The sequence below is a fragment of the Paenibacillus curdlanolyticus YK9 genome (assembly GCF_000179615.1).
In the GTDB taxonomy this organism is placed as follows: domain Bacteria; phylum Bacillota; class Bacilli; order Paenibacillales; family Paenibacillaceae; genus Paenibacillus_T; species Paenibacillus_T curdlanolyticus.
Map to the genome: position 1 here is coordinate 155,555 of NZ_AEDD01000004.1, position 23,322 is coordinate 178,876.

A 23,322-nucleotide genomic window follows, 5' to 3' on the forward strand; every position below is an offset into this window, starting at 1 on the left:
GAGTTCCTGCAAATCTACAATTTCATCAACGATTAAATCGGCATTTCACCGACATATTCGGATTGCGGACGATAAATTCTATTGTTTTGGGACTGTTCAAGAATATGAGCGGTCCATCCTACTAAGCGGCTGGAAGTGAATGTTGGCGTAAACAAAGTTGATGGCATTTCGACCGATCGTAATACTGCCGCTGCAAAAAATTCTACATTCGTATACAATCGTCTTCCTGGTTTGTACTCCTCCAGTATCTTTATCGCAAGCTCTTCTACATAAACGGCCAAATCCAGCCACGGGTCTTCCGAAGCAAGTCTGCCGGTTACCGTTTTCAGCGCTTCCGCTCTAGGATCTCTGGTCTTATAAATACGATGACCAAAGCCCATTAAACGATTTCCCTTCTCAAGATGCTCCCTCATCCATTGTTCAGCATTTTCCTTTGAACCAATTCCATTAAGCATGGTCATGACTTCAGAAGGCGCTCCGCCGTGAAGCGGCCCTTTCATCGCTCCAATTGCAGCACAAATCGCTGAAACGATATCGCTTTGCGTTGAGACAACGACTCTTGAAGAGAATGTCGAAGCATTCATGCCATGCTCCATAGTTAATATAGCGTAGGCATTCATTGCCGCCACATGCGCTTTCTGAGGGATTTCGCCTTTGAGCATATATAAATAATTCGCAACATGATTCAAATCAGGATGAGGCTCTACAAATTCCACCCCCTCGTTCCTGCGGTTAAGGTTTGCTATTATGGTTGGGGCCATTGCCGTTATTCGGATTGCGTCATCTACTGTCGGAGGCCATGCCGTGAAAGTATGGCTCATGCTCGAAATCACCGTTCGTAATGCACTCATCACATCCAACTGTAACGGAAGACTCTCCAATACTTTTTTCTCCTCTACTCCAAGCACCCGATATTTTTTGAATTTCGTTATAAACGCCTCATATTCGTTGGCGCTCGGAAATTTTCCGTACCAAAGCAAATATGCTACTTCTTCAAAGGAGTTGTATACAGCCAAATCCTTCGCCCAATGCCCTCTATAGATCAACATCCCCTGCTGCCCATCCACTAAGCTAATTGCGGTCTCTGCAGCCACAACGCCTTCTAATCCAGGAAACTGAACCATGTCAACACCTCCGCCTCTCAATGTATATATATCCAAAATCATACACATATGTATCAACGATAACCAATAGAATATAATTGTTACACCTATTGATTAATGTGATAGCCGATATCGATCGTTAGAAACATAAAAAACATTTATCGATGCGATAATATTATTTATGGTATATGTGTTTATTTTCTAAAATGTAATATTTTAATAGATGTGAAATTGAAATAGGCCGCCGAACTCATGCTCGGCAGCCTACCTGATCTTCTATCATTTCAATTTTTCTTAATAATCTGATCAATAATCCCGTACTGAAGCGCTTCTTCAGCCGACATATACGTATCGCGGTCCATATCCTGCTCGACGCGTTCCAGCGGCTGCCCCGTCCGCTCCACCGTAATCCGGTTCAGCTTCTCCCGTATGCCGATAATCCGCTTCGCGGTAATGGCAATGTCGCTCGCCTGACCTTGCGCGCCGCCATGCGGCTGATGGATCATCACTTCGCTGTTTGGCAGCGCGTACCGTTTTCCTTTGGTGCCCGACAGCAGCAAAATCGCTGCAAACGACGCTGCCATCCCTGCGCAGATCGTCTGCACATCCGGCTTAATGTAGTGCATCGTATCCAAAATCGCGAACCCCGCCGACGTCGATCCGCCCGGGCTGTTGATATAGAAATGAATGTCCTTGTCTGGGTCCTCCGCCGCCAAGAACAACAGCTGCGCGGTGATCACGTTAGCGACCTGATCGTCAATCGCTGAGCCCAAGAACACAATTCGGTCCTTCAGCAACCGAGAATAAATATCGTACGAGCGCTCTCCGCGATTCGTCTGCTCGACTACATAAGGAACGATAGAAGACATAGAATCCCCTCACTTTTGCTCAAAATTAGGTTACGAAGCCATTCGCATGTCCGCGCTGCTCCAGCCTTCAATCGCCCAACCGCTTGCAGCATAAACGGTTCCGCCCGCCACATGGAACTCGCCCATTCCGCAAATCGCTTGCGCAGCGCCGTAGACGTCAAGCGCAGCATACAAGCTGCTTTCAACAGCAGCTCCTGCTCCTGTTTCCACTTGCGAAGCGCCCGCTTCCGCGCGAACGGGCGGCGCCAGTCGAATGCCCTGCACAGCCGGCAATACATCCTGCGATTCCCCTGCATTAAGCAGGAGCAGCAGCCCATGTATGTTTCGGCTGCGGAACGCATCCAAGTAGGCATAGACGAGCTGCTCGTCAACCTCGCGCCTGCCGGCGAGTTTGCTTGCCGCCCTACGCTTAAGCAAATTCGCTCTGGCCCGGTGAAGGCCGGCTTTGGCTGCGCCCTCTGTTATATCGAGCAGCGCCGCCGTCTCGGCAGCAGTGAACTGCAAAGCGGACATGAGCAGCATAATCGTTCGCTGGAGGGGCGTCAGCTCCGCGACGATTCGCTCCATTGCATCAAGAAGCGCACTGGCCTGAGGCGCTGAAAGCTCCTCCGCCCTTATTCGTTCGATAAGCTGACCAGTCAGCTCCTGGCATGCGATGCTTTTTCGGCGGCAGCGATCCGTCCAGGCATTCGCGGCAATCCGGTACAGGTACGAGCTGGACACAGTGCTGCCATTCCCTGACGCACGCTGTTCAAGCAGTGTCCAAACCTTCATCCACGTGATCTGCGCCAGATCCTCGGCATCCCACGACGAACCTGCCAGCTTGCGGCAAAACCGCTTGAGCTGTTGATGATGTTTCGCATAGAGCGACGCCATCCAATCCTGCCCTTCTCCTATCCTTGCCGCATGCCGAACGTCTCCGCTCATGCTGCACCTCCTGCTTGCTTGATGTTTCTCTCCCACCTGTATAACGAAATTTAAGGTGCGAAAAGATACGGCCTTACCTTACTTTTATGAGAAATTACGTTATAATAAATTCATTCAGTGAAACTAAGTTCTGTATAGTGAAACAAAGGAGGCGTTTTGATATGCCATACCATTACTTTGGCCTTGATCATGTTCAGCTGGCAGCTCCTGAGGGGGGCGAAGATCAAGCTCGCCATTTTTTCCATACCGTCCTGGGATGGACAGAGGTGCCAAAGCCAGAGCCGTTACAAAAGCGCGGCGGCGTCTGGTTTCAATGCGGCGCGCATCAAGTCCACATCGGCATTCAGCAGTCATTCGTCCCCGCGACCAAGGCACACCCTGCCTTCCATGTCCAAAATCTTGCACAATTGCGAAGTCACCTGCTTCAGCATCATATTCCAATTATAGATGATGAAGCACGGGCTGACGAAGGCGTTATTCGATTTTATGTCAATGACCCGTTCGGCAATCGGCTGGAGTTTCTAGAGTGGACGACTGTTGGGTGATCCCGGTCAGCCCCAATAGGGTAGAGAAACCTTCCCTATTGCCTGCCTACTCGCCCCTTCCCCGCTTTAGCGTACCTTTTTCTGCCCTATTGGCCCACCGTCCGCGGTTCAGCCCCAATAGCGCAGATTAACCTTCTCTATTGCCTGCTCGCCCACCGCTGTCCCGCTTTAGCGTACCTTTTTCTGCCCTAACGGACCGAGGAGCCGTTATTTGCTCGAAATCAGCTCTACAATCAATGTAACGGACCCAGCGGCCGCTATTTGGTGTAAATGCGCCACAAAACTATACTATTCCGTGGAATAGCGGCGCTCAGGTCCGTTACAATTTCGAAAGCCCGCAAATTCGCCATATAGCGGCTATACGGTCCGTTAGCGTTCCATTAGCAGCGCGAATCCCCCCTTATGCCTATTCCCCCGCCGCTTCCCCGCTTTAGCGCACATCCCCCGCTCTATTCGCTCAATGTCAAAGGTTCAGCCCTCCCGTCTCTCCATCTCCAGCCGAGTGACAATATTTCTGTCTCCGACTCTGCGCCCAAACCTGCTATAATAGATACCGCGTGTCGAATTGGCACGAAATCCGAGCCCTCCATCCATCGAGCTGGCAGCGGCAAGGTAGAGGTTCGCAAACTTCCCTCTCTAAAAAACTAAGCATAAAGGAGAATGACATTATGGCAGGAAGACAACATGAGGAATTGGGCGATCTAACGCTCCTCGGCAACCAAGGAACCAAATACCCGTTCGAATACGCGCCAGGCGTACTGGAGACGTTCGACAACAAGCATCCGTATCGCGATTATATGGTCAAATTCAACTGTCCAGAGTTCACAAGCCTATGCCCGATCACGGGCCAGCCGGACTTCGCGACGATCTATATCAGCTACATTCCCGATATCAAAATGGTAGAGAGCAAGTCGCTCAAGCTGTACCTGTTCAGCTTCCGCAACCATGGCGATTTTCACGAGGATTGCATGAATATCATCATGAACGATCTCATCGCCCTCATGGACCCTCGCTACATCGAGGTGTGGGGCAAATTCACGCCACGCGGCGGCATCTCGATCGACCCGTACTGCAACTACGGCAAGCCGGGCACCAAATACGAGCAAGTGGCAGAGCAGCGCTTGTTCCAGCATGATATGTACCCGGAGAAAGTCGATAATCGTTAACGCTTAATGACGAATACAGGTTTTACAAACAACAAACCCAGTACCTTGTCGGTACTGGGTTTGTTGTTTGCTGTAAAAAGGAAAATAGAGTTGAACGTCATTGCTTCATACTGCCAAAACTACTCCAGCTTTCAAAATGTGAAAGACATGCCCGACTTTCGTCTTTTTGGAATTGCTCTAATTTTACTGGGATTTTTATCCGATAAAATGTTGTTGTGAACTATATTTAGAGGAGAGAATTGAGTTGAGAAGTTTAATAAAAAACAGAGGCTTAAATAAGATTTTACTTAGTTTCCTGAGCGTATTGGTAGTTTTAAGTGTAATTACATGTATTCCGCGAGTAAATGCTGCAGTTAATCCAACAGTAACGTCGTTGTCTCCAAATAACAGCATTTTAGCCGGCGGAATACCCGTTTATGTCAACGGTAGTAATTTTACTTCCGGATCCAAAGTTTATTTCGGATCGGTTCAGTCAACAAGCGTAACTTACGAATCAAATACCAGACTCACAGCAACTGTTCCACCGGGTACCGCACTTGGATCCGTGGACATTACGGTTGTTAAGACGGATGGGACACAAGGCACGCTGGTCAATGGCTTTTCCTATGTGACTCCGCCGCCACCACCTCCTCCCGTTGTAACATCGTTGTCTTCGAATAGCGATAATCTTACAGGCGGAAAATCCATTTATGTCAACGGCAGTAATTTCGCTTCCGGATCCAAAGTTTTCTTTGGTGCCAATGAAGCGACCAATGTATCTTTTGTCTCCAACGCCAGGCTCCAGGTAACCGTACCTGCCAGCGGATCGGCGGGGACAGTTGATGTTACCGTTCGTAAACCCGATGGAACTTCAGGAACCCTTCCTAATGGCTTCACCTATGCTGTTCCGGTTCCGGCGCCTCCCGTTGTAACATCGTTGTCTCCGAACAGCGATAGCCTTACAGGCGGAAAAGTCATTTATGTCAACGGTAGTAATTTCACTTCCGGATCTAAAGTTTTCTTTGGCGCCAATGAAGCAACGAATGTATCTTTTGAATCCAACATCAGGCTCCAGGCAACCGTACCTCCCAGCGGATCGGCGGGGACAGTTGATGTTACCGTTCGTAAACCCGATGGAACTTCAGGAACCCTTCCTAATGGCTTCACCTATATTGTTCCGGTACCAGTACCTCCCGTTGTAACGTCGGTGAATGAGAATAACTGTATTTTAACTGGCGGAAAAGCCGTTTATGTCAACGGTAGTAACTTCACTTCCGGATCAAGAGTTTTCTTTGGCCCCAATGAAGCGACCAATGTGTCTTTTGAATCCAACATCAGGCTTCAGGCAACCGTACCTGCCGGAGTATCGCTAGGCGCAGTTGATGTTACCGTTCGTAAACCCGATGGAACAACAGGAACGCTTCCCAATGGCTTCACCTATATTGCTCCACCACCGCCACCTTCTCCCGTTGTAACGTCGGTGAGTGAGAATAACGGTTATTTAACTGGTGGAACATCCGTTTATGTCAACGGTAGTAATTTCACTTCCGGATCAAGAGTTTTCTTTGGCCCCAATGAAGCGACCAATGTGTCTTTGGAATCCAGCACCAAGCTTCAGGCAACCGTACCTGCTAGCGGATCGGCGGGCGCAGTCAACGTAACCGTCATAAGTGCTAGCGGAACGCAAGGGCTGCTCGCGAATGGCTATACGTATAAGTTGTATCCAACCCCTGTCATTGATCAGGTAACTCCGAATAGCGGACTAGTGACGGGCGGAGAAACGATTACGATTCAAGGCAGCAACTTCTTCATCGGATTAAAAGTGTACTTCGGTACGACAGAAGCTGTTGTTAGCAGCATTACGAGTACACAACTGAACGTCGTCTCGCCAGCAAGCAGTACGATTGGCCCTGTCGATCTTAAAATTGTAAACACCGATGGAACACAAGGAAGTAAGTCCAATGGCTACACTTATCTCGCGTTGCCATCACCTGTTATCAGTCAGGTAACTCCGAATAACGGTCTAACAGCTGGCGGCGAGCATGTCTTTATTAGGGGCAGCAACTTCCAAAATGGTGTAAAAGTATTCTTCGGCGCCAATGAAGCCTCGATTGTTACTTATTATGCCGACGGTTATTTAGAGGTTGTAGCTCCTGCAACGTTAACTGCTGGCGCGGTTGATGTCCAACTGACGAATCCTGATAATCAATCTGCAACACTGCCGGCTGCCTATACTTACAACAGCTCGCCTGATCCTAACGAAAGAATAGATACGCTTAATGATGTGGGAGAAGTAATCATTACTGGCATTACTTATCCTTCCATGACGGATGCCCGCGTAAATTATGGTGCCGGTGAAAAGTGGCGCGTCACCAGCGGGGCTACAACGACCATTCAAGGAACCGTATATGATAATGGTGGAAACCCTCTTGCAAACGAGAAGCTAAGCTTCCTATTCCTTGGCCATGTTGGTCCGCTTACAGTGAAACAAGTGGAGTTTGTTACCGATGCTAATGGGCATTTCAGCTTTCAAATAATTATTCCACCTGCAGTAGGTGAAAATTGGTATGACCTTCCACTGTCTACCCATTATTTTGACATCGTCGATATTTTGTTCTTTGAAGGAACCTACTCCTCATCGAGCCTTTCTACTTCGAGACAAGTAGACAATACTAGCGACAGCACTATTTATCACCTTGATCATTCGTATTACCACGGTTAATTGAGATAATCGACATGCCATAAACTGCGACCCTCTTACGAGGATCCTGCAAACGAATACCGTACAGTAAACAACAGCCCCAGTACCACATCGGTACTGGGGCTGTTGTTTACTGTACAAATGTAAGAACGAGTTGAACGTCGTACTTGTAAATGAGCCAACTGGGAACCTATCATCATTTGTGCGATAATGGGAGAACTAGCTTGAGGCAGCCGGTTGAGCCGCTTCTAGGAGGAGCCAAGACGATGAAATGGATGAACAAACGACTATTTCGCTGGGCGATCGCCATCATAGCCTTATATGCGATCTTGTTTTTGATGCCGATGCCCTACTACTTATATCAGCCTGGCACGGTGGAGCCGCTGTCCGCTGCGGTAAGCGTAGCCGATGGCAAGAAGGACAGCAAAGGCAGCTTCAACCTCACGACCGTGCTGTCCGTACGAGCTAACAACGTCGCGATGGTCATCTACGGCTTGTTCGCCAAGGATACGGAGCTTCGCAAAGCTTCCGACGTGAAGGGCAATCTTAGCGATGCGGAGTACATGCGGGTGCTCGATCATATGTGGTCCTCCTCCCAGCGAACTTCCGTCGCCGCGGCGATGAAGGAGGCTGGCTTGCCCGTAACGCCGACCGTTACCGGCCAGTTTCTGCGGATGCTTCAGCCAGGTTCCAAGGCCAAGGGCGTGCTGGAGGTCGGAGATGTGCTGCTCAAGGTGGATGAGCGCACCGTGAAGGAGCTTCCGGAGGTTATTCACTATTTGGGCAGCAGCAAAAAGGTCGGAGACACCGTAACGCTCACCTACCTGCGCGATGGCGAGCAGCATACCGGACAAGTGAAGCTGATCGGGATCGACGGAGCGAATCAGCCCGGCCTGGGAGCCGTGTTCGAGCCCGAGTATGCCGTATCTTCCACCCGTAACGTCACATTTGCCGAGTCGGAGATCGGCGGGCCGTCCGCTGGACTTATGTTTTCGCTGGAAATTCTCGACCAACTGCTGCCGGAGGATTTGACGCATGGCCTCAAAGTAGCCGGAACCGGCACGATTGACCTTAACGGAAAAGTAGGGCAAATCGGGGGCATGCGGGATAAGATCGTCGCCGCGCATAAGGCGGGCGTCGAGCTGTTCTTCTGTCCGAAGGACACGGACACATCAAGCACGAACGCACAGGATGCAATCGATGAAGCGAAGAAACGCGGCTACAACCTCCGCATCGTGCCTGTCGCGACGCTTCAGGAAGCCGTCGATTACTTGCACAACTGGAAAGCCTAGGGGGAAAACGCAATGCCGCAGCCGTCTGGCGATACGAGGCACGAGCATGATTTTATGAAGCTGGCGATTAATCCATCCCCTAGCGGAAGCGAGCTCGCCGTGCTGTTCAGCGGGGAAGGACGTCCGCATCCGCTGCATACGATCGGGCCCGCTATTCACGATTACGTGCTCGTCCACACCGTGCTCGCCGGACGCGGCGTCTATGAAGTGCGCGGGCATGCCTACCCTTGCCGGGCGGGCGACTCGTTCATCATCTTCCCCGGCGAGCTGTTCTCCTACCAAGCCGACGAGCATGAGCCTTGGCATTACGTCTGGGTCAGCTTCGTCGGGCCCGCTAGCAGGCAGCTGCTAGCGAACGTCGGCGTAACGCCGGATTGCCCGATCGTCTCGGGCAGCAGCCTCCCCGACATCCGCATGCTCTACCGTTCCTTGCAGGACAGCCTGTCTCCCGCAGGAGACGCGCCGCTCGCCGATCTCGAATCGGCAGGCTGGCTTCGCCTGCTGCTCGGCAGCTTTGGCCGCGCGAACGGAGCCGGACGGCTGGCGAAGCCGGACGATACGACCGCCATCGATCGCCAGATCGAGCAAGCGATTCGGTTCATGTCGCTCCACTATACGCAGCAGGTATCAATTGACCAGCTGTCCCGAACGCTTGGCTATCATCGCACGCACCTAAGCCGCATGTTCAAGCGAACGACGGGCCTGTCGCCTAAGCAATATTTGATGACGATCCGGCTCGAACGCGCCCAAACGCTGCTCGCCAGCACAGCGATGCCGATCGACCAAGTCGCCTCGGCGGTCGGGTTCAACGACCCGCTGTATTTTTCCAAGAAGTTCAAAAGCGCTACTGGCTTCGCGCCTTCGGATTATCGGAAGACGGCGCTTAGCGTGAAGCACGAGGAATAATACGAAGGGGTGTCCCAAAGCCTTGACGGCTGAGGGGCATCCCCTATTTTTGCGCTGCAATGGTTGGCGTTATGTTTGTGTACGGACATTGCTGCAGCGTATGTGTGTCGTATTTAAGGTAACGTTGGTGCGCACAACCGGCTGCTCATTGCAGTTCATACAATCGAATCAAATGCGCGCGCAGCAGTTAGACGGTGTCATTGCAAATCGTGCAACGGGACAAGGCTGCTTTCTATGTTTTGGGCACAACGCGCCTCTTCCCGACCTATCTCGTTGTATGAACTGCAATGGGAGTCTCTGGAGCAAGCCATCTCCCCCTTTCCCAATGTACAAAGTGCAACGGCACGGCAATAAGCTAAGTAGCTACCTTGAAACCTACAAAATGCCACAACCCCTTCTTCCATTGAAAAACCAAAACAAGCCCACAGCTCCAACCCCTACTGGGGCGGGCTGCAGGCCTGCTCAGTTCTATATTGATCTTAGATCTATCTCTATCTCGGTCTCTCCAGCTCCGCCTCGCTTAATGCTCTCTATCCGTTACCTCTTTCTTCTTACTACAAATGTTACCCTACCTTCACCGCGCCCACCAATGTCTGCAAATGCTCAAGGTCCAAATCCGTCCAAGCCTCGAATTTGCCTGCGCCGCCTACCTCGACGACCGGCACGTACCGGATGCCGTATTTGACCTCCAGCACGTCGCGCAGCGCATCGTTGTTATCGACGCTAACGTTCTCGTACGCGATGTTGTTCGCCTCCAGCAGCGACTTTACTTGCGCGCAATGGTGACAGCCTGTTTTGCTCCACAAAACTACTTTTTGATTCGATGACATCTCAAAATTCCTCCCGCTATTCAAATGGTTAAGCGTTGACAGGCTCCGCGCCGTTCCCCGCTTCACGCGCTTGCGTGTAGCGGTTTGCAGGCTCCGGCAAGCCAAGATTGCCCCGCAGCGTCGTCGACTCGTACTCGGTGCGGAACAAGCCGCGCGCCTGAAGAATCGGAACGACGAGGCTCGTAAAATCACCCAACCCCGCCGGCGTGCCCGGCATGATAATAAATCCGTCCGCCCCGCCGCCCTCGAACCATTGCTGGATGCGATCCGCAACCTGCTCCGGCGTTCCGAGAAACGCCGTTCGAGGCGTTGTCGCCTGCAAGGCGACCTGGCGCAGCGTCAGCCCTTGCTCCTTCGCATTGCGCTTGATCAGGTCCGTACCGCTGCGAAAGCTGTTGCTGCCGAAATCGCCAAGCTCAGGGAATGGCTCATCCAGCGGATACTGCGAGAAATCATGATGCTCGAAGAAGCGTCCGAGATAATCGAGCGCGTTCTCAATCGAGACCAGGCTCGCCACCTCCTGATACTTGGCTTCCGCTGCTTCCTCCGTCTCCGCCACGATGACCGTGATGCCCGGCAGGATGAGAATCTCATCTGCGGAGCGGCCATAAGCAACCGCTCGATCCTTCACATCGGTATAAAACTGTTGCGCCTGCTCCAGCGTATCGGAATGCGTGAACACGGCATCTGCGGAGCGCGCCGCCAGATTCTTCCCATCCTCAGACGATCCCGCTTGGAATACGACCGGCTGCCCCTGCGGGGATCGGCCGATGTTAAGCGGACCTTGCACAGAGAAAGCTGGCCCCACGTGATCCAGCCGATGCAGCTTCTCCGGATCGAAGAACACGCCCGATTCCTTATCGCGCACGAACGCGTCCGCTTCCCAGGAGTCCCATAGCCCGCGCGCAACCTCCAAATATTCAGCCGCAATCTTATACCGCTCCGGGTGGGACGGATGCTGCGCTTTGCTGAAGTTGCGGGCAGAGCCCTCAAGCGGAGAAGTTACCAAATTCCAGCCGCCGCGACCGCGCGTAATGTGATCGAGCGACAGCAGCTGGCGCGCCACCGTGAACGGCTCGCTATACGACGTGGATACCGTACCGACGAAGCCGATGCGGGATGTCACAGCCCCAAGAGCGGACAAAATCGTCAGCGGCTCGAACCGATTCAAGAAATGCGGGAGCGATTTCTCCGTAATGTACAAACCGTCCGCAATAAATACAAAATCAAACTTGGCAGCCTCTGCATCCCATGCCTGCTGCTTGTAGAAGTCGATATTCACGCTGGCATCCGCCACCGCATCGGGATGGCGCCATGCCGACATGTTGCCCGGCACACCATGGATAATGGTGCCTAGCCGCAGCTGTTTCCGTTTGCCCATTATAACGCCTCCTGTCTGATGCTCGACTCGCCGCCGCCGAAGAGCAGCGCGCTCTTCGGCAAGTACAGCCGATAGCTTTTCACCAGATGCTCGCCGTTGTTGAACTCCTTGTCATAGGCCCGCTCAAAGCCAAGGCGCTCATAAAGCTTAACCGCCGAAGCCATCATATCCGACGTGTGCAAATGCAGCACATTGTAGCCTCGCGCCAGCGAGCGAGCCGCCGTTTCCTTGAGCAGCGCCGTCGCTATGCCGCGGCCTCTCGCCTTCGGCAAGACCGATACATATCGAATGATCGGGCCGAAAATCGCAAGCTCGGCGCGGCCATACGCACTCTCCGAACCGTCGAACACCTGCGCGGCACCGACGATTTCGCCATCCCACAACGCAACCAATCGATCGCTCGGGCCATCGCCCTCGACGGAAGCCGAGATTGCGGCGCGATACGGCTCCCACATCGACTCTGGAATAAATGGCGCATACTGCTCGTATGCCCCCAGCATGACCTGACGCACGATATCACTCTCGCTGCTCGCTGCGTCCCGAACGATAATCCCGTTAGGCTGGCTCATCATAATCGCTCCTCTCAACTCCAAATCTCGATATCTTGAATGGCTCCAGATCGTACGACGAAGATCCCGTCAACGCCAGATTAGCCAACACCTCTCCGACCGCGCTTGCGAATTTAAAGCCATGCCCGGAAAAGCCTCCTGCCAGCAGCACGTTGCGATAGGCAGGATGCCGATCGATAATAAATCCGTCATCTGGCGTCAGCTCATATTTGCATACGGCTCCGCGCAGCAGTCTTCCAGCAGCCGAAGGCAAATGGGCTGTTAAGACTCGCCGCAGGTCGCCCTCATCCTCACGCAGGCTGCCGAACGGCGCCAACGGTTTGCCCGGCTTCCAGTCGGCGCCGCCATCATGGCGACCCAGCTTCACGCCTGACCCGTCGATGCTCGGGAAGCCATAGTATCCGCCATCGCGAGTGCCTATCGTAAATCCGGGAAAATGCCCGGCATCGAAGCGGCGGTCCGAAGCGAGCGGCTGGAACCAGCCGACAGTCTTGCGGACGGCACGAATCGGCAGCGCGATGAATGGCGCGAAGGTGCTGAACCACGCCCCCGCGCTCACAATAACGCGATCGGCATGGAACCTCCCTTTGGTCGTCCGAACCGTAACACTGCCGCCCGGCGCCGCCTCGATGCCGATCGCTTCCGCTCCCGTTACCAGCTCTGCACCAGCTTGCAATGCAGCATGCCGATAAGCTGCTACGCAGCGCTCGCTGCGCAAATACCCGGCATTCGGCTCATACATCCCCTCGAACCATGCGGGCAGCGTCCAGCCCGGCCAGCGATAGCGGATCTCTTCCGCAGTCAACTTCTCGGCAGCAATGCCGTGCCGTACCGCGTCATCGATCCGTCCGCCGTATCGATAGACGTCCGGATCCGCCACGTTCAGCACGCCGGATCGATACAGCAGCTGCTCGCCGGATTGCTCCTCCAGCTCACGCCAAAGCGCATCCGCGCGCAGCGCCAGCTTGATATACGCTTCGCCGCCGCTATACGCATGCCGGATCAGGCGAGGCTCGCCATGATGGCTGCCTTCCGTATGCGGCGGATCGAAGCGATCGATTAGCAGCGTTCGCGCGCCGCGGGATGCCAGATGGTAGCCCGCGCTCATGCCCATCGAGCCGGTGCCAACGACGATCACATCATAAGCGGCGCCCGCGCTCATACTGACACGCCGTCCGCTGCGGCTGCCGCTTGGCTCTCGCCGTCTGCATGCAGCTGCTGCAGCGCTGACGCTGCCAGCTCTGCCAAATAGGTCGCGGTCGGCAGCAGCGCCGACTCATCCACGTCGAACGCCGGATGATGCCACTCCTGCGGCCCCGATGTCCCGACGAAGACGAATACCCCCGGCACATGCCGCTGGTAGAAAGCAAAATCTTCACCCGCAAGCGATGGCTTCGGCGCGACAGCCGTCAAGCCGGCGCGCTCTGCAACCGAACGTGCAAGCGACGCAAACTCTGCATCGTTGCGGACAGCTGGCGGCCCTAGAATCCAGCGCACGCTTGCTTTGGCCCCAAGGGCGGCAGCGACGCCATGCACGACCTCCTGCAGCCGCTCTTTCACCCGCACGCGCACCTCTTCCTCGTACGTGCGCAGCGTGCCGTCGAAGATGGCTTTGTCAGGAATGACGTTCCACGACGTGCCCGTATTGAGCCGCGTCACGCTAATGACCGCGCTGTCGAGCGGGCTAACGTTGCGGCTGACGATGGTTTGCAGCGCCGTAATGATATGCGCGGAGGCTATAACCGGATCGATGCCCGCTTCCGGTACGGCAGCATGGGTGCCCAAGCCCGTTACTTCGACGAGGAAGCCATCCGCCGCCGCCATCAGCGGGCCCTCCTTAATGCCGACCGTGCCGACCGGCAGGTCCGGCTTGTTATGGAGGCCGAATATCGCCTGCACATCGTTCAGCGCGCCGCTCTCGATCACTTGCCTTGCGCCCGTGGCCTTCTCCTCAGCCGGCTGGAAAATGATCCGAACCGCGCCCGGAAGCGAAGCCTCCCGCTCCTTTAGCAGCAGCGCCGCGCCGATCGCCGATACGGTGTGAAAATCATGCCCGCAAGCGTGCATCTTGCCATCGACCGTCGAAGCGTACGGCAGACCCGTCGCCTCCTGGATCGGCAGCGCATCAATATCGGCGCGCAGCGCCACGATCGGCCCGCCGTTCGCACCGCCAATCTCGGCGATGAGCCCCGTCTGCAAGCCATACTCGCCAATGCGAATGCCCGCTGCTTCAAGCTGGCTGCGAATGTAAGCCGTCGTCTCGAATTCCTCGTTCGACAGCTCGGGATGCTGATGCAGATGACGCCGGCTCTCGATTAATTGCTGCTCTAGTTCCAAATGCTTCGACTGCTGCGCTGTCATTCGGCCGCCACCTCCGTGAACGCTTCACTTAGCAGCTCGAACGACCGCAGCCTTTTGCCAAAATCGCGTACCGCCGTCGTGACGACGAACTCCTCCACGCCAAACCGCTCCTTCGCCTCAAGCAGCTGCCGGCGCACGGATTCCTTCGTCCCGCGAATGATTTCCGCCGGCTTCTCCTCGACCGTGAACTTCTCATTCGTCTGGCGCCCGAATTCCTCCGCCTGCTCCAGCGTGCCGACCGTCAGCGTGCGCCCGCTCGCCAAGTGAAGCTTGACGATCTTGTACTCGCCAGCCAATACGTTCGCCTCTTCCTCCGTATCCGCAACGATAAGCGACAACGCCAAAATCGGCTCCGGCGCCTTGCCCCCCGACCGATCAAAGCTCGCCCGATACGTATCGAGCGCTTCCTTCGCCACCGCTTCATCGCTGTTGATGAACAGGGAGAAAACGTAAGGGTAAGCCAAGTCAGCCGCGATCTGCGCACTGGCTACGCTAGCTCCCAGCAAATACAGCTCTGCCGGGTTCGCAACGGACGGCGCGGCACGAAGACCTGCCAGCGGATGATCCGCTTCGAGCGCATTGTTCAGAAACTTTGCCAGCTCCTTCACCTTGTCGCCAAGGTCGCGAGGGCCGGAGTCCCCGCCGCCCGACTGCTGGAGCGCGCGCGTTGAACGCGGCAGTCCGCCCGGTGCGCGGCCGATGCCCAGATCGACGCGGCCTGGCGCAAGCGAAGCGAGCACGTTAAAATTTTCCGCTACTTTATAAGGGCTATAGTGCTGCAGCATAACGCCGCCTGATCCGATGCGAATCGTCGACGTGCGCGCCAGCAAATAGGAAATTAACACCTCAGGGGACGAGCCCGCGACTTGATTGGAATCATGATGCTCCGATACCCAAAACCGCGTGTAACCAAGCTTCTCGGCATATTGCGCCAGCTCCACTGTACGCTGCAGCGCCTCCACCCCTGTCTCTCCTTCGTAGATTGGACTTTGGTCAAGAATACTTAATCGAACAGTCGTCATCGCTGTCGCTCCTTTCATTGTCTTGCAATTAAATGGAATAGCTCCACTCCTGCGAATACCGCTTCAGAAATTGGCGGGTCCGCTCTTCCTTCGGCGATCCGAACAGCTCCTCCGGCTTGCCCTCCTCGACAACGACGCCGCCATCCATGAACACAACGTGGTTCGCAACATCGCGGGCGAAGCCCATCTCATGCGTGACGACGATCATCGTAATGCCTTCCTTCGCGATGCGGCGGATGACTTCGAGCACCTCGCCCACCAGCTCGGGATCAAGCGCTGATGTCGGCTCGTCGAACAGCAGCACCTCGGGATTGAGCGCCAACGCGCGCGCGATGCCGACCCGCTGCTGCTGACCACCCGATAGACTGCTCGGATAAGCATCCAGCTTGCTGGCGAGCCCTACCTTCTCTAGCACTTCGAGACTAATGCGGCGCGCCTCGTCCTTCGGCAGCTTGCGTACGATGACAAGCCCCTCCATCACGTTCTCTAGCACCGTCTTATGCTTAAACAAGTTATAGTTCTGAAACACCATCGCCGTTCGCAGGCGCAAGGCGTGAATATCCTTTTTCGTCGCTTTCTTCGCATCGAGCTGATATTCGCCAATGGCGATCTGCCCCTCCGCCGGGCGCTCGAGATAGTTGATGCAGCGCAGCAGCGTCGTCTTGCCAGAGCCGCTCGGGCCGAGAATGGCAACAACCTCGCCCTTCTCTACCGTCAGATCGATTCCTCGGAGCACCTCTTGTTTGCCGAACGATTTGCGTATCGCGGATAATCGAATCATGCTACGCCTCCTCTGTTATAAAGTGAAATCCGCTTCTCCAGCACGCTCGTCGATTTCTCGATAAGCAGCGTAAGCGCCCAATAAATAATCGCCGCGGCGATGAATGCCTCAAAATACTTCCAGTTCGTCATCGCCACGATGTTCGCTTGCCCGAACACCTCGATGACCGGCACGGTAAACGCCACCGTCGAGCCATGCAGCATGCCGATCAAAGCGTTCGACAGGTTCGGCAAGCTAACAGCCAGCGCCTGCGGAAATACAATGCGGCGGATCGCCTGCGTACGCGTCATGCCTACGGACAGCGCTGCTTCGAGCTGCCCCCGGTCAACCGCCAGCATGCCGGAGCGGACAATCTCGGACATGTATGCGCCCGCCGTAATCGAGAAGGCAATAAGAACAAAGACGAGAATCGGGATTTGCACCGATGTGAACGACCATCCGAAGGAAGCCGATAGCCAATCAATAAGCTTGGGAAGTCCAAAATAGATCAGGAACAAATGCATCAGCATCGGCGTTCCTCGGATGAATTTGACGTAGAACGACGCGATCGGATGCAGCACCGGCACGCGATAGACGCGCAGAAGCGCGGTTACCGCTCCGATAAGAAAGCCCAAGAGCACCGAAACGACGGTAATAAGCAGCGTCGTCGGAAGCGCGGATAACAGCTTCCAGAACGCTTCTGCAATAAACGCGGGATCAAGCGTCATCTTCCTTCACCGCCCTCTGATAATGGGATGCGCTCGTTCCGCAGCCGATCTGATTTTCCGAGCGGAATGCCGTATTCATCCAAGCTTGGAGCTGCGCCAGCCAGCGCAGGGCCTTCCTCGCCAATTGGCTGCCGATAGCCCGGAAACCGCTGAACGAGTCCGCCCGCGGAATCCCACCATCGAGACAAGAAGGCCGGCTTGGACGGCTCGCCCCAGCTGTTCGATTGCCGCGCCTCATGGCGCAGCAGCCGCCGCTCCGCGAGCTTGAACAAGCTTTCGAGCACCATGCTCACCGCGAAGTAGATCGCCGACAGAGCAATGTATACCTCGATAAAATGCTGCGTTGCCTGCCCGAGCGTCTGCGACTTGCCCGTCATCTCCATGACGCCGAGCGAGAAGGCAAGCGACGTATCTTTTAAGTTCGCGATCACAAGATTGGCAACGACCGGCATCGAGACAGCCACAGCCTGCGGCAGCACAATGCGAAGAAACGACTGATAGCCCGTCATGCCGATCGCAAGCGCCGCCTCCGTCTGCCCGCGATCGACAGCCCCAACGCCTGCGCGGATCGTCTCCGAAATAAACGCCCCTGTATGCAAGCCATAGGTCAGAATAACGAATACGAGCACAGGAAGCTTGGAGACGTCGACTCCAACGCCCTTAAGCAGCTCCGGCAAGCCGTAATAGATCAGAAACAGCTGAATCAGAATCGGCGTTCCTCGGAAAAAGGAGACGTAGACCCGCGACACCGTCCGCAATATCGGAACGTTATACATGCGAGGCAGCGCGATGAGAAAGCCGACGAGGAAGCCGAGCAGCATGGAGGCCGCCACGATAAACAACGTAATCTCCAAGTAGCCAAGCAGCTTCGGAATGAATTGCCACAAATAATGAATGTCGAACCTTCTGCCCATCGCGCTTCCCTTCTTTCCTCGTTAACCTTGTTAACGTATGCGTCTATTTGCTCTCAGCCAGTCCTTTGGTGTAATCCGCGCCCAGCCATTGCAGGCTCAGCTTCGACAGTGTACCGTCCGCCTTTACTTCACGAATCGCTTCGTCCAATTGATCCGCCAGCTCTTGGCTGTCTTTGCGGAGCACGAACAATACGTCGGATTGAATGAGCGGCTCGCCTACCGTTTTGAGCGCTTCCTTGCCATCTGCGTCCGTATAGAACCGCAGGGCGAAGTCCGTTGATAGCGTCGCATCAATCCGGCCGCTTTCGATTTGCTGCACGAGATCGTTCGAGCCGTTGCTGCTGAATATCAAATCATAGGCATCTTTATGTTCTTCCTTATACTTCTTTAGGAAGTAAGCCTGATTGCTCGTTGGGCTCACTTGGATTTTCTTGCCCTTCAGATCCTCGATCGATTTCACATCGTTGTTCTTAGCACTGACCGCTACCTTCGAGAGGAAGATGCTATAAGGTTCTTTGTTGAACAGGAACTTCGCTTCCCGCTCCGGATTTTTTTCCATTTGATGCGCGATGACATCAATCTTGTTCGTCTCGAGGCTGAGCAGCAGATTCGAGAAGTCCATCGTCTTGAATTCGAACTCGTAGCCATCCAGCCGTTTATCCAGTTCACGGACAAGCTCGACATCGAAGCCCGTCAGCTTGCCATTTTCATCAATGAAGCAGACGCCAGGGAACTGCGTCCCTGTACCGATAATAATTTTTTTCACTTCCTTCGCCCCGCCCGCATCAGCAGATGCGCTTGCTTCGCCTGACGCTGGCTTGCTCTCCGAGCCGCAAGCGGTAAAGATAAGCGTAAATACGAGTAGTGCTGCGATTACTAGTGAATGTTTCCGTTTCATTGTGAACCCCTCCGTCGTGGATATGACCACATGTCTATGACTTAATTCATACAATTCACACTGTTTAAGTATGATTTATATTTGCAGTGTACCATCGCCCATTGCCTCGTGGTTATCGATCGCTTCTATACATGGATTGATTGTTTCGATAAGGAGCTCCCGCGCCCGATATCAAGCAGCTGTCTGGCCAGCTCCACGCTTTCGCCTTTGCGCGTAAGCACGCAGGTGCGAAGCGTCAGAATACCGAGCGAGCGGATCGCAACCGGCACGAGCTTCCCGGCCTCCACCTCCGAGCGTACGCTCAGCTCCGGCAGAAACCCGATGCCGAGCCCAGAAGCGATAAGCTTTTTGGCCGTCTCCATATTGTCGATCTCATACGCGATAACCGGGGGGCGCTCTAACGAATCGAACAGGCGGTGAATTTTCATCCAATCGAGTGAGCCGCATTCGAAAAAGATAAACGGCTCAAGCGCCGCTTCCTCCATCGTCACCTCCTGCTGCTTCGCGAAAGGATGACCCGGCTCAACGAATAACCGGATACGGTCTTCGTAGAACAGGTTCGAATCCATCAGCGGATGCGTCGTGCCGCGGACCAAGCCGATATCAAGCTCGCGATTTTCCAAATGCTGAATGATCGCATCGGTCGATGCCGTAATCAGCTTCACATGCAGCTCGGGGTAAGCCTGCTTAAGCTGGGGAAGCACGCCTGGAAGCAAATAATTGGCCGCCGTCACCGTACAGCCGATCCGAAGCTCCCGAACATCGGCTGTCTTGCGCTGATGCAGATGCTGCTTGCCTTTTTTGTACGATTGCATAATTTGCTGGGCGAATGGGAGAAACTGCTTGCCCTGCTCTGTTAACGAAAACTGCTTGCCTTCCCGATCGAACAGCTTCGCATCCAGCTCCCGTTCCAACGATTGGATGCGCGCCGTCACCGAGGGCTGGGATAGGAACAGTGCATCCGCCGCCTTGTTGAAGCTATTGAAATGAATGACATAGACGAATGCCTCAATGTTTTCAATATTCATTGCGATCCCCTCTCCTTGTACAAACTCATTTTCTACCTTTTGGCTATAAAAAAAAGCACGACAAAGTCCGCTTGCGCAGAGTTGTCGGCTTCCGGTTATCCGGTCAGTCGGATTATAGGCTCGAGATTAATTCATACCTTTTCGCTTGGAATACTAGGTAATTAGATTATACATCTTTCTTTTCGAATGTCTATTCCTTTTTTCTGACCGAAAGGAATTAGGCGGATTTTGTCGAAACTAAGTAGGTACCAACGAATACGAAATTCATGCTCGAGCAGGTGATATCGATTATTTATGCTTCTGTAACAAGGCGCAAATATAAGCTGACGCTTCCTATGCTGCTGTCCGCGCTGACAGCATTGGCCGTACTGCTGACGCTTGTCGTTACCTTGACAGCCTCTTATCATTCCCAGCGACAATCGCTGTACGATACGACGCTGCAACTCAATAATACCAGCGCAACCCGAATGAGCTTGACGATGGATTCACTGTTCCAATCCATGCATGCCAGCTTGCAAACAGCGTCCGCCTTCTTGCGCGACAACCCTTCGCTATCCGAAGCCGGGGTGCTGGACCATCTGGAATATTCGCGCAAGACGAGCAGCTATTTCAACTCGATCTTCTGGGTGAATAACAAAGGCATCGTGAAGAGCATCTCGCCCCCTGCCATCGCGCTTAAGGGAAAGAAGCTGACGACTCAAGCCTCGCAAGAGGCGCTCGCCGCTAAAGCGCCTTACGTCTCCACGCCGTATATTAGCGCGACTGGACGATTGATCGTCTTAATTACCGAGCCGGTGTTCGACAAGCAAGGCAGCTACCAGGGCTATATTGGCGGAACGATTTATTTGCATGAGAAAAATATTTTGAGCACGATCTTCGGCAGCAACCTGATCGACAGCGCCGGCTCCTATTTCTATGTCGTCGACACGACAGGCAAGCTGGTCTTCCATCCCGACCCGGATCTCCTTGGCGATGACGTATCAGCGAACGACGTCGTCCGCAAGCTGATGAAGGGCTTTAACGGCGAAGAAAAGGTCATCAATACGCAAGGTGAAACCTTTCTCGCCGGCTTCTCCAACGTAACGAGCAACGGGTGGGGCATCGTCGTGCAATCGCCTGTCGAAACGATCTATGAACAGTTGAACCGGCAAATTCGTTCGACTGCCATCTATATGGGATTGCCGTTTCTGATTATTATGCTGCTTGCGATGTTCATAGCCCGCAGGCTCGCAATGCCGTTCGCGGCCTTGGCGGATTATATTGGACACGCTGCTGACGGGCAATCCTTCTCCCCGCCCATCAAGCGAAACCATTGGAACCGCGAAGCCTTTGTGCTGACCCAGACCGTACTCGGCGCTGTCGAATCGATGCGCAAGCAATCTGAGGAACTGACCCACGCGGCATTGGTCGATCCGCTGACAGGGCTGCTCAACCGGAGAGCGTTGGAAGAAGAGATGAGCAAGCGAGCAGAGAATGAAGAGCCGTTCAGCCTCGTCGTGCTCGACATCGATCGATTCAAATGCGTCAATGATACGCTGGGCCATCAGGTCGGAGACGAGGTTTTGAAGAGCTTGGCGGACGTGCTTAATCATTCCGTGCGCGCCCATGATATGTGCTGCCGCTTCGGCGGCGAAGAGTTTGTCATCCTGCTGCCGGGCAGCGGCGTCGAGGAAGCATTCCACCTTGCCGAACGCATTCGCTTAACCATCGAGAAGACGGCTACGCCAGCAAATCGGGTCATTACCGTTTCGCTTGGCATCGCCGCGTATCCGCAGCATGCTGCCGACACGAACACGTTGTTTAAGCTGGCGGATGAAGCGCTCTATGCTGCGAAAGAGGCTGGCCGCAACCGGACGATGCTTGCCGGCCAGGCATCGTCGAGCGATTTGCAATCGAAGCTGCCGTTCAGCAGATGATGGACATGAGCTTATGAACAAATGGAAGAGGGTGTCCCCAAAGCGTAAGCTTGGGGGACACCCTCTTCCATTTGTAAAAACCGTCTGTTCGAGATTTTAACGGACCGAGCAGCCGCTATTTGATCATAATCCGGCACATCTGTGTTCTTACGGACCGAGCAGCCGCTATTGGGCCAATATCGCCCTCACTAGGCAGCAAAATGACTAAATAACGGCTGTGGGGTCCGTTACGTTTTGCCGCAGGCACTTTTAGAGGGTGATAGCGGCTGTGGAGTCCGTTAGAATTTTCTTGTATAACCTTTCCATACGATCTATAATAATGACCGCAGTCATAATTTGACTCAGGTCATTATTATTAGGAAAGCGAGGAACCCACCTCATGCTAAGAGCATCTCGCAAACAAGCGCTTAAGGACCAGATTTACGAAGAAGCGCTCAACTTGTTTAGGATCAAAGGCTTCAATCAGGTGACGGTAGAAGAAATTACGCAAGCTTGCGGCATTGCCAAAGGCACCTTTTATAACTATTTCCCCCGCAAGGAATCGATTCTGCTGTACTTAAGCGAGCTGCAAATGGCAGCAGCGGGCGAACAACTGACAGCAAGCCGCTCAAGCGAAGATCCAAAGACGGCCTTGCTCGGCTTATTCGATGTCCTGATGAGCCGATATACGAGCGACCGCGAGCTTGTCCGGATCATGATGATGGAGATGATTCGCTCAGAGCCGGCGATGGCCGAGGAGCTCCGCGTTATGGATCGGTTTCAAGGCATGATCGCGCAGCAGCTGGAAGCTGCCCGCACGGGAGGAAAGCTCCTCTCTTCACTGGATTGCGCGAACGCTGCCGCCGTCATCTCAGGCGTCTACTTCCAAACGTTGATGGCATGGGCATCTTCGACTCATGACGCCTTCGATATGCGGAAACGGTTCAAAGACCGATTCGAATTAGTTTGGCATGGCATTCATCCCACAGAACAGCAAGGAGGTTAATCGCTCATGCTTACGATCATTCTCCTGCTCGCAACTTTCATTCTCGCACTGCTCGGCATCATTCATCTATATTGGGCGTTCGGAGGATCATGGGGAGGCCGTGTTGCCGTCCCATCGACAACTGCGGGCAGCCCGACCTTCCGCCCCGGCCGACTTGCGACCATCGTGGTTGCGGCGGCGCTCTTCGCAGCAGCTGAATTGTTGGCTATGCAGGCCGATCTACTCCCGCAACGATTCGACGAAACATGGACGATCTGGGGCTGCCGCATGTGCGCGATCGTCTTCGGCGTGCGCACGATCGGGGATTTCCGTTATGTCGGCTTGTTCCGATCCGTTCGAGGAACGGCATTCGCCAAGTATGACGCTCGCCTCTTCACTCCTTTATGCTTCCTGCTTTGTCTTGCCTATATAGCGGCGTTGATCGCTTCTTAGAAGGAGGAAT

22 protein-coding genes and 1 riboswitch are annotated in these 23,322 nt (G+C 54.1%); of the genes, 8 read left to right on the forward strand and 14 right to left on the reverse strand.

Features of this window, described 5'->3' with window-relative positions; translation table 11 throughout:
- Nucleotides 1-32: 32 nt before the first annotated feature.
- The 3 genes from PAECUDRAFT_RS08565 to PAECUDRAFT_RS24540 form a co-directional block, all read right to left on the reverse strand.
- Nucleotides 33-1,124, reverse strand: coding sequence for a citrate synthase/methylcitrate synthase (locus PAECUDRAFT_RS08565; RefSeq protein WP_006037728.1), 1,092 nt, complete (start codon nucleotides 1,122-1,124; stop codon nucleotides 33-35).
- A 263-nt stretch (nucleotides 1,125-1,387) separates the two neighbouring features.
- Entirely contained in the window at nucleotides 1,388-1,972 is a 585-nt protein-coding gene (gene clpP / locus PAECUDRAFT_RS08570) for an ATP-dependent Clp endopeptidase proteolytic subunit ClpP (RefSeq protein WP_006037729.1), read from the reverse strand.
- Nucleotides 1,973-2,002: 30 nt separating this feature from the next.
- Entirely contained in the window at nucleotides 2,003-2,899 is an 897-nt protein-coding gene (locus tag PAECUDRAFT_RS24540; RefSeq protein WP_006037730.1) for an RNA polymerase sigma factor, read from the reverse strand.
- Between the two features lie 161 nt (nucleotides 2,900-3,060).
- Here PAECUDRAFT_RS24540 and PAECUDRAFT_RS08580 point away from each other — a divergent pair, with 161 nt between their 5' ends.
- The 5 genes from PAECUDRAFT_RS08580 to PAECUDRAFT_RS08600 all read left to right on the forward strand — a co-directional run bounded on the left by PAECUDRAFT_RS08580 (nucleotide 3,061) and on the right by PAECUDRAFT_RS08600 (nucleotide 9,488).
- On the forward strand, nucleotides 3,061-3,444 hold the full coding sequence (locus PAECUDRAFT_RS08580; RefSeq protein ID WP_006037731.1) for a VOC family protein: 384 nt from the start codon (nucleotides 3,061-3,063) through the stop codon (nucleotides 3,442-3,444).
- 609 nt (nucleotides 3,445-4,053) lie between these two features.
- Nucleotides 4,054-4,098, forward strand: a riboswitch (PreQ1 riboswitch).
- Between the two features lie 14 nt (nucleotides 4,099-4,112).
- Nucleotides 4,113-4,610 (forward strand): preQ(1) synthase, encoded by a 498-nt coding sequence (gene queF / locus PAECUDRAFT_RS08585; protein ID WP_006037732.1) that lies wholly within the window; start codon nucleotides 4,113-4,115, stop codon nucleotides 4,608-4,610.
- A gap of 244 nt (nucleotides 4,611-4,854) precedes the next feature.
- Entirely contained in the window at nucleotides 4,855-7,311 is a 2,457-nt protein-coding gene (locus PAECUDRAFT_RS25210) for an IPT/TIG domain-containing protein (RefSeq protein ID WP_006037733.1), read from the forward strand.
- A 245-nt stretch (nucleotides 7,312-7,556) separates the two neighbouring features.
- On the forward strand, nucleotides 7,557-8,582 hold the full coding sequence (locus PAECUDRAFT_RS08595) for a SepM family pheromone-processing serine protease (protein WP_006037734.1): 1,026 nt from the start codon (nucleotides 7,557-7,559) through the stop codon (nucleotides 8,580-8,582).
- Between the two features lie 12 nt (nucleotides 8,583-8,594).
- Nucleotides 8,595-9,488 (forward strand): AraC family transcriptional regulator, encoded by an 894-nt coding sequence (locus PAECUDRAFT_RS08600; RefSeq protein ID WP_006037735.1) that lies wholly within the window; start codon nucleotides 8,595-8,597, stop codon nucleotides 9,486-9,488.
- Nucleotides 9,489-10,051: 563 nt separating this feature from the next.
- Here the strand turns inward: PAECUDRAFT_RS08600 and PAECUDRAFT_RS08605 are convergent.
- The 11 genes from PAECUDRAFT_RS08605 to PAECUDRAFT_RS08655 all read right to left on the reverse strand — a co-directional run bounded on the left by PAECUDRAFT_RS08605 (nucleotide 10,052) and on the right by PAECUDRAFT_RS08655 (nucleotide 19,979).
- The gene (locus PAECUDRAFT_RS08605) at nucleotides 10,052-10,318 is read right to left on the reverse strand and encodes a glutaredoxin family protein (RefSeq protein ID WP_006037737.1); all 267 of its coding nucleotides are present in this window, start codon (nucleotides 10,316-10,318) and stop codon (nucleotides 10,052-10,054) included.
- Nucleotides 10,319-10,346: 28 nt separating this feature from the next.
- Nucleotides 10,347-11,699 carry an LLM class flavin-dependent oxidoreductase gene (locus PAECUDRAFT_RS08610; RefSeq protein ID WP_006037738.1) on the reverse strand — a complete coding sequence of 451 codons (1,353 nt, stop codon included), beginning with the start codon at nucleotides 11,697-11,699 and terminating at the stop codon, nucleotides 10,347-10,349.
- A complete protein-coding gene (locus PAECUDRAFT_RS08615; RefSeq protein ID WP_006037739.1) occupies nucleotides 11,699-12,268 on the reverse strand; it encodes a GNAT family N-acetyltransferase in 570 nt (189 codons plus the stop codon). The genes PAECUDRAFT_RS08610 and PAECUDRAFT_RS08615 overlap by 1 nt, the downstream gene beginning before the upstream one ends.
- Nucleotides 12,255-13,430 carry an N-methyl-L-tryptophan oxidase gene (solA, locus tag PAECUDRAFT_RS08620; RefSeq protein WP_006037740.1) on the reverse strand — a complete coding sequence of 392 codons (1,176 nt, stop codon included), beginning with the start codon at nucleotides 13,428-13,430 and terminating at the stop codon, nucleotides 12,255-12,257. Before solA ends, PAECUDRAFT_RS08615 begins: the two co-directional genes overlap by 14 nt.
- Entirely contained in the window at nucleotides 13,427-14,629 is a 1,203-nt protein-coding gene (locus tag PAECUDRAFT_RS08625) for an amidohydrolase (protein ID WP_006037741.1), read from the reverse strand. The genes solA and PAECUDRAFT_RS08625 overlap by 4 nt, the downstream gene beginning before the upstream one ends.
- Nucleotides 14,626-15,651: an LLM class flavin-dependent oxidoreductase gene (locus tag PAECUDRAFT_RS08630; RefSeq protein WP_006037742.1), complete on the reverse strand. Its 1,026-nt coding sequence runs from the start codon at nucleotides 15,649-15,651 to the stop codon at nucleotides 14,626-14,628. The genes PAECUDRAFT_RS08625 and PAECUDRAFT_RS08630 overlap by 4 nt, the downstream gene beginning before the upstream one ends.
- A gap of 28 nt (nucleotides 15,652-15,679) precedes the next feature.
- Nucleotides 15,680-16,432, reverse strand: coding sequence for an amino acid ABC transporter ATP-binding protein (locus PAECUDRAFT_RS08635; protein WP_006037743.1), 753 nt, complete (start codon nucleotides 16,430-16,432; stop codon nucleotides 15,680-15,682).
- Nucleotides 16,429-17,139, reverse strand: a complete 711-nt coding sequence (locus PAECUDRAFT_RS08640; protein WP_006037744.1) for an amino acid ABC transporter permease — start codon at nucleotides 17,137-17,139, stop codon at nucleotides 16,429-16,431. Before PAECUDRAFT_RS08640 ends, PAECUDRAFT_RS08635 begins: the two co-directional genes overlap by 4 nt.
- Nucleotides 17,136-18,053: an amino acid ABC transporter permease gene (locus tag PAECUDRAFT_RS08645; protein WP_006037745.1), complete on the reverse strand. Its 918-nt coding sequence runs from the start codon at nucleotides 18,051-18,053 to the stop codon at nucleotides 17,136-17,138. The genes PAECUDRAFT_RS08640 and PAECUDRAFT_RS08645 overlap by 4 nt, the downstream gene beginning before the upstream one ends.
- Nucleotides 18,054-18,096: 43 nt before the next feature.
- Entirely contained in the window at nucleotides 18,097-18,951 is an 855-nt protein-coding gene (locus tag PAECUDRAFT_RS08650; protein WP_006037746.1) for a transporter substrate-binding domain-containing protein, read from the reverse strand.
- Between the two features lie 125 nt (nucleotides 18,952-19,076).
- Nucleotides 19,077-19,979: a LysR family transcriptional regulator gene (locus PAECUDRAFT_RS08655; protein WP_006037747.1), complete on the reverse strand. Its 903-nt coding sequence runs from the start codon at nucleotides 19,977-19,979 to the stop codon at nucleotides 19,077-19,079.
- A 266-nt stretch (nucleotides 19,980-20,245) separates the two neighbouring features.
- On the opposite strand from PAECUDRAFT_RS08655, the gene PAECUDRAFT_RS08660 reads away from it, so the two are divergent.
- The 3 genes from PAECUDRAFT_RS08660 to PAECUDRAFT_RS08670 all read left to right on the forward strand — a co-directional run bounded on the left by PAECUDRAFT_RS08660 (nucleotide 20,246) and on the right by PAECUDRAFT_RS08670 (nucleotide 23,312).
- Nucleotides 20,246-21,895: a sensor domain-containing diguanylate cyclase gene (locus PAECUDRAFT_RS08660; RefSeq protein WP_006037748.1), complete on the forward strand. Its 1,650-nt coding sequence runs from the start codon at nucleotides 20,246-20,248 to the stop codon at nucleotides 21,893-21,895.
- A 379-nt stretch (nucleotides 21,896-22,274) separates the two neighbouring features.
- Complete coding sequence (locus tag PAECUDRAFT_RS08665) at nucleotides 22,275-22,880, forward strand: TetR/AcrR family transcriptional regulator (protein ID WP_006037749.1); 606 nt, start codon at nucleotides 22,275-22,277, stop codon at nucleotides 22,878-22,880.
- Nucleotides 22,881-22,886: 6 nt separating this feature from the next.
- On the forward strand, nucleotides 22,887-23,312 hold the full coding sequence (locus PAECUDRAFT_RS08670; RefSeq protein WP_006037750.1) for a DUF3995 domain-containing protein: 426 nt from the start codon (nucleotides 22,887-22,889) through the stop codon (nucleotides 23,310-23,312).
- Nucleotides 23,313-23,322 lie beyond the last annotated feature (10 nt).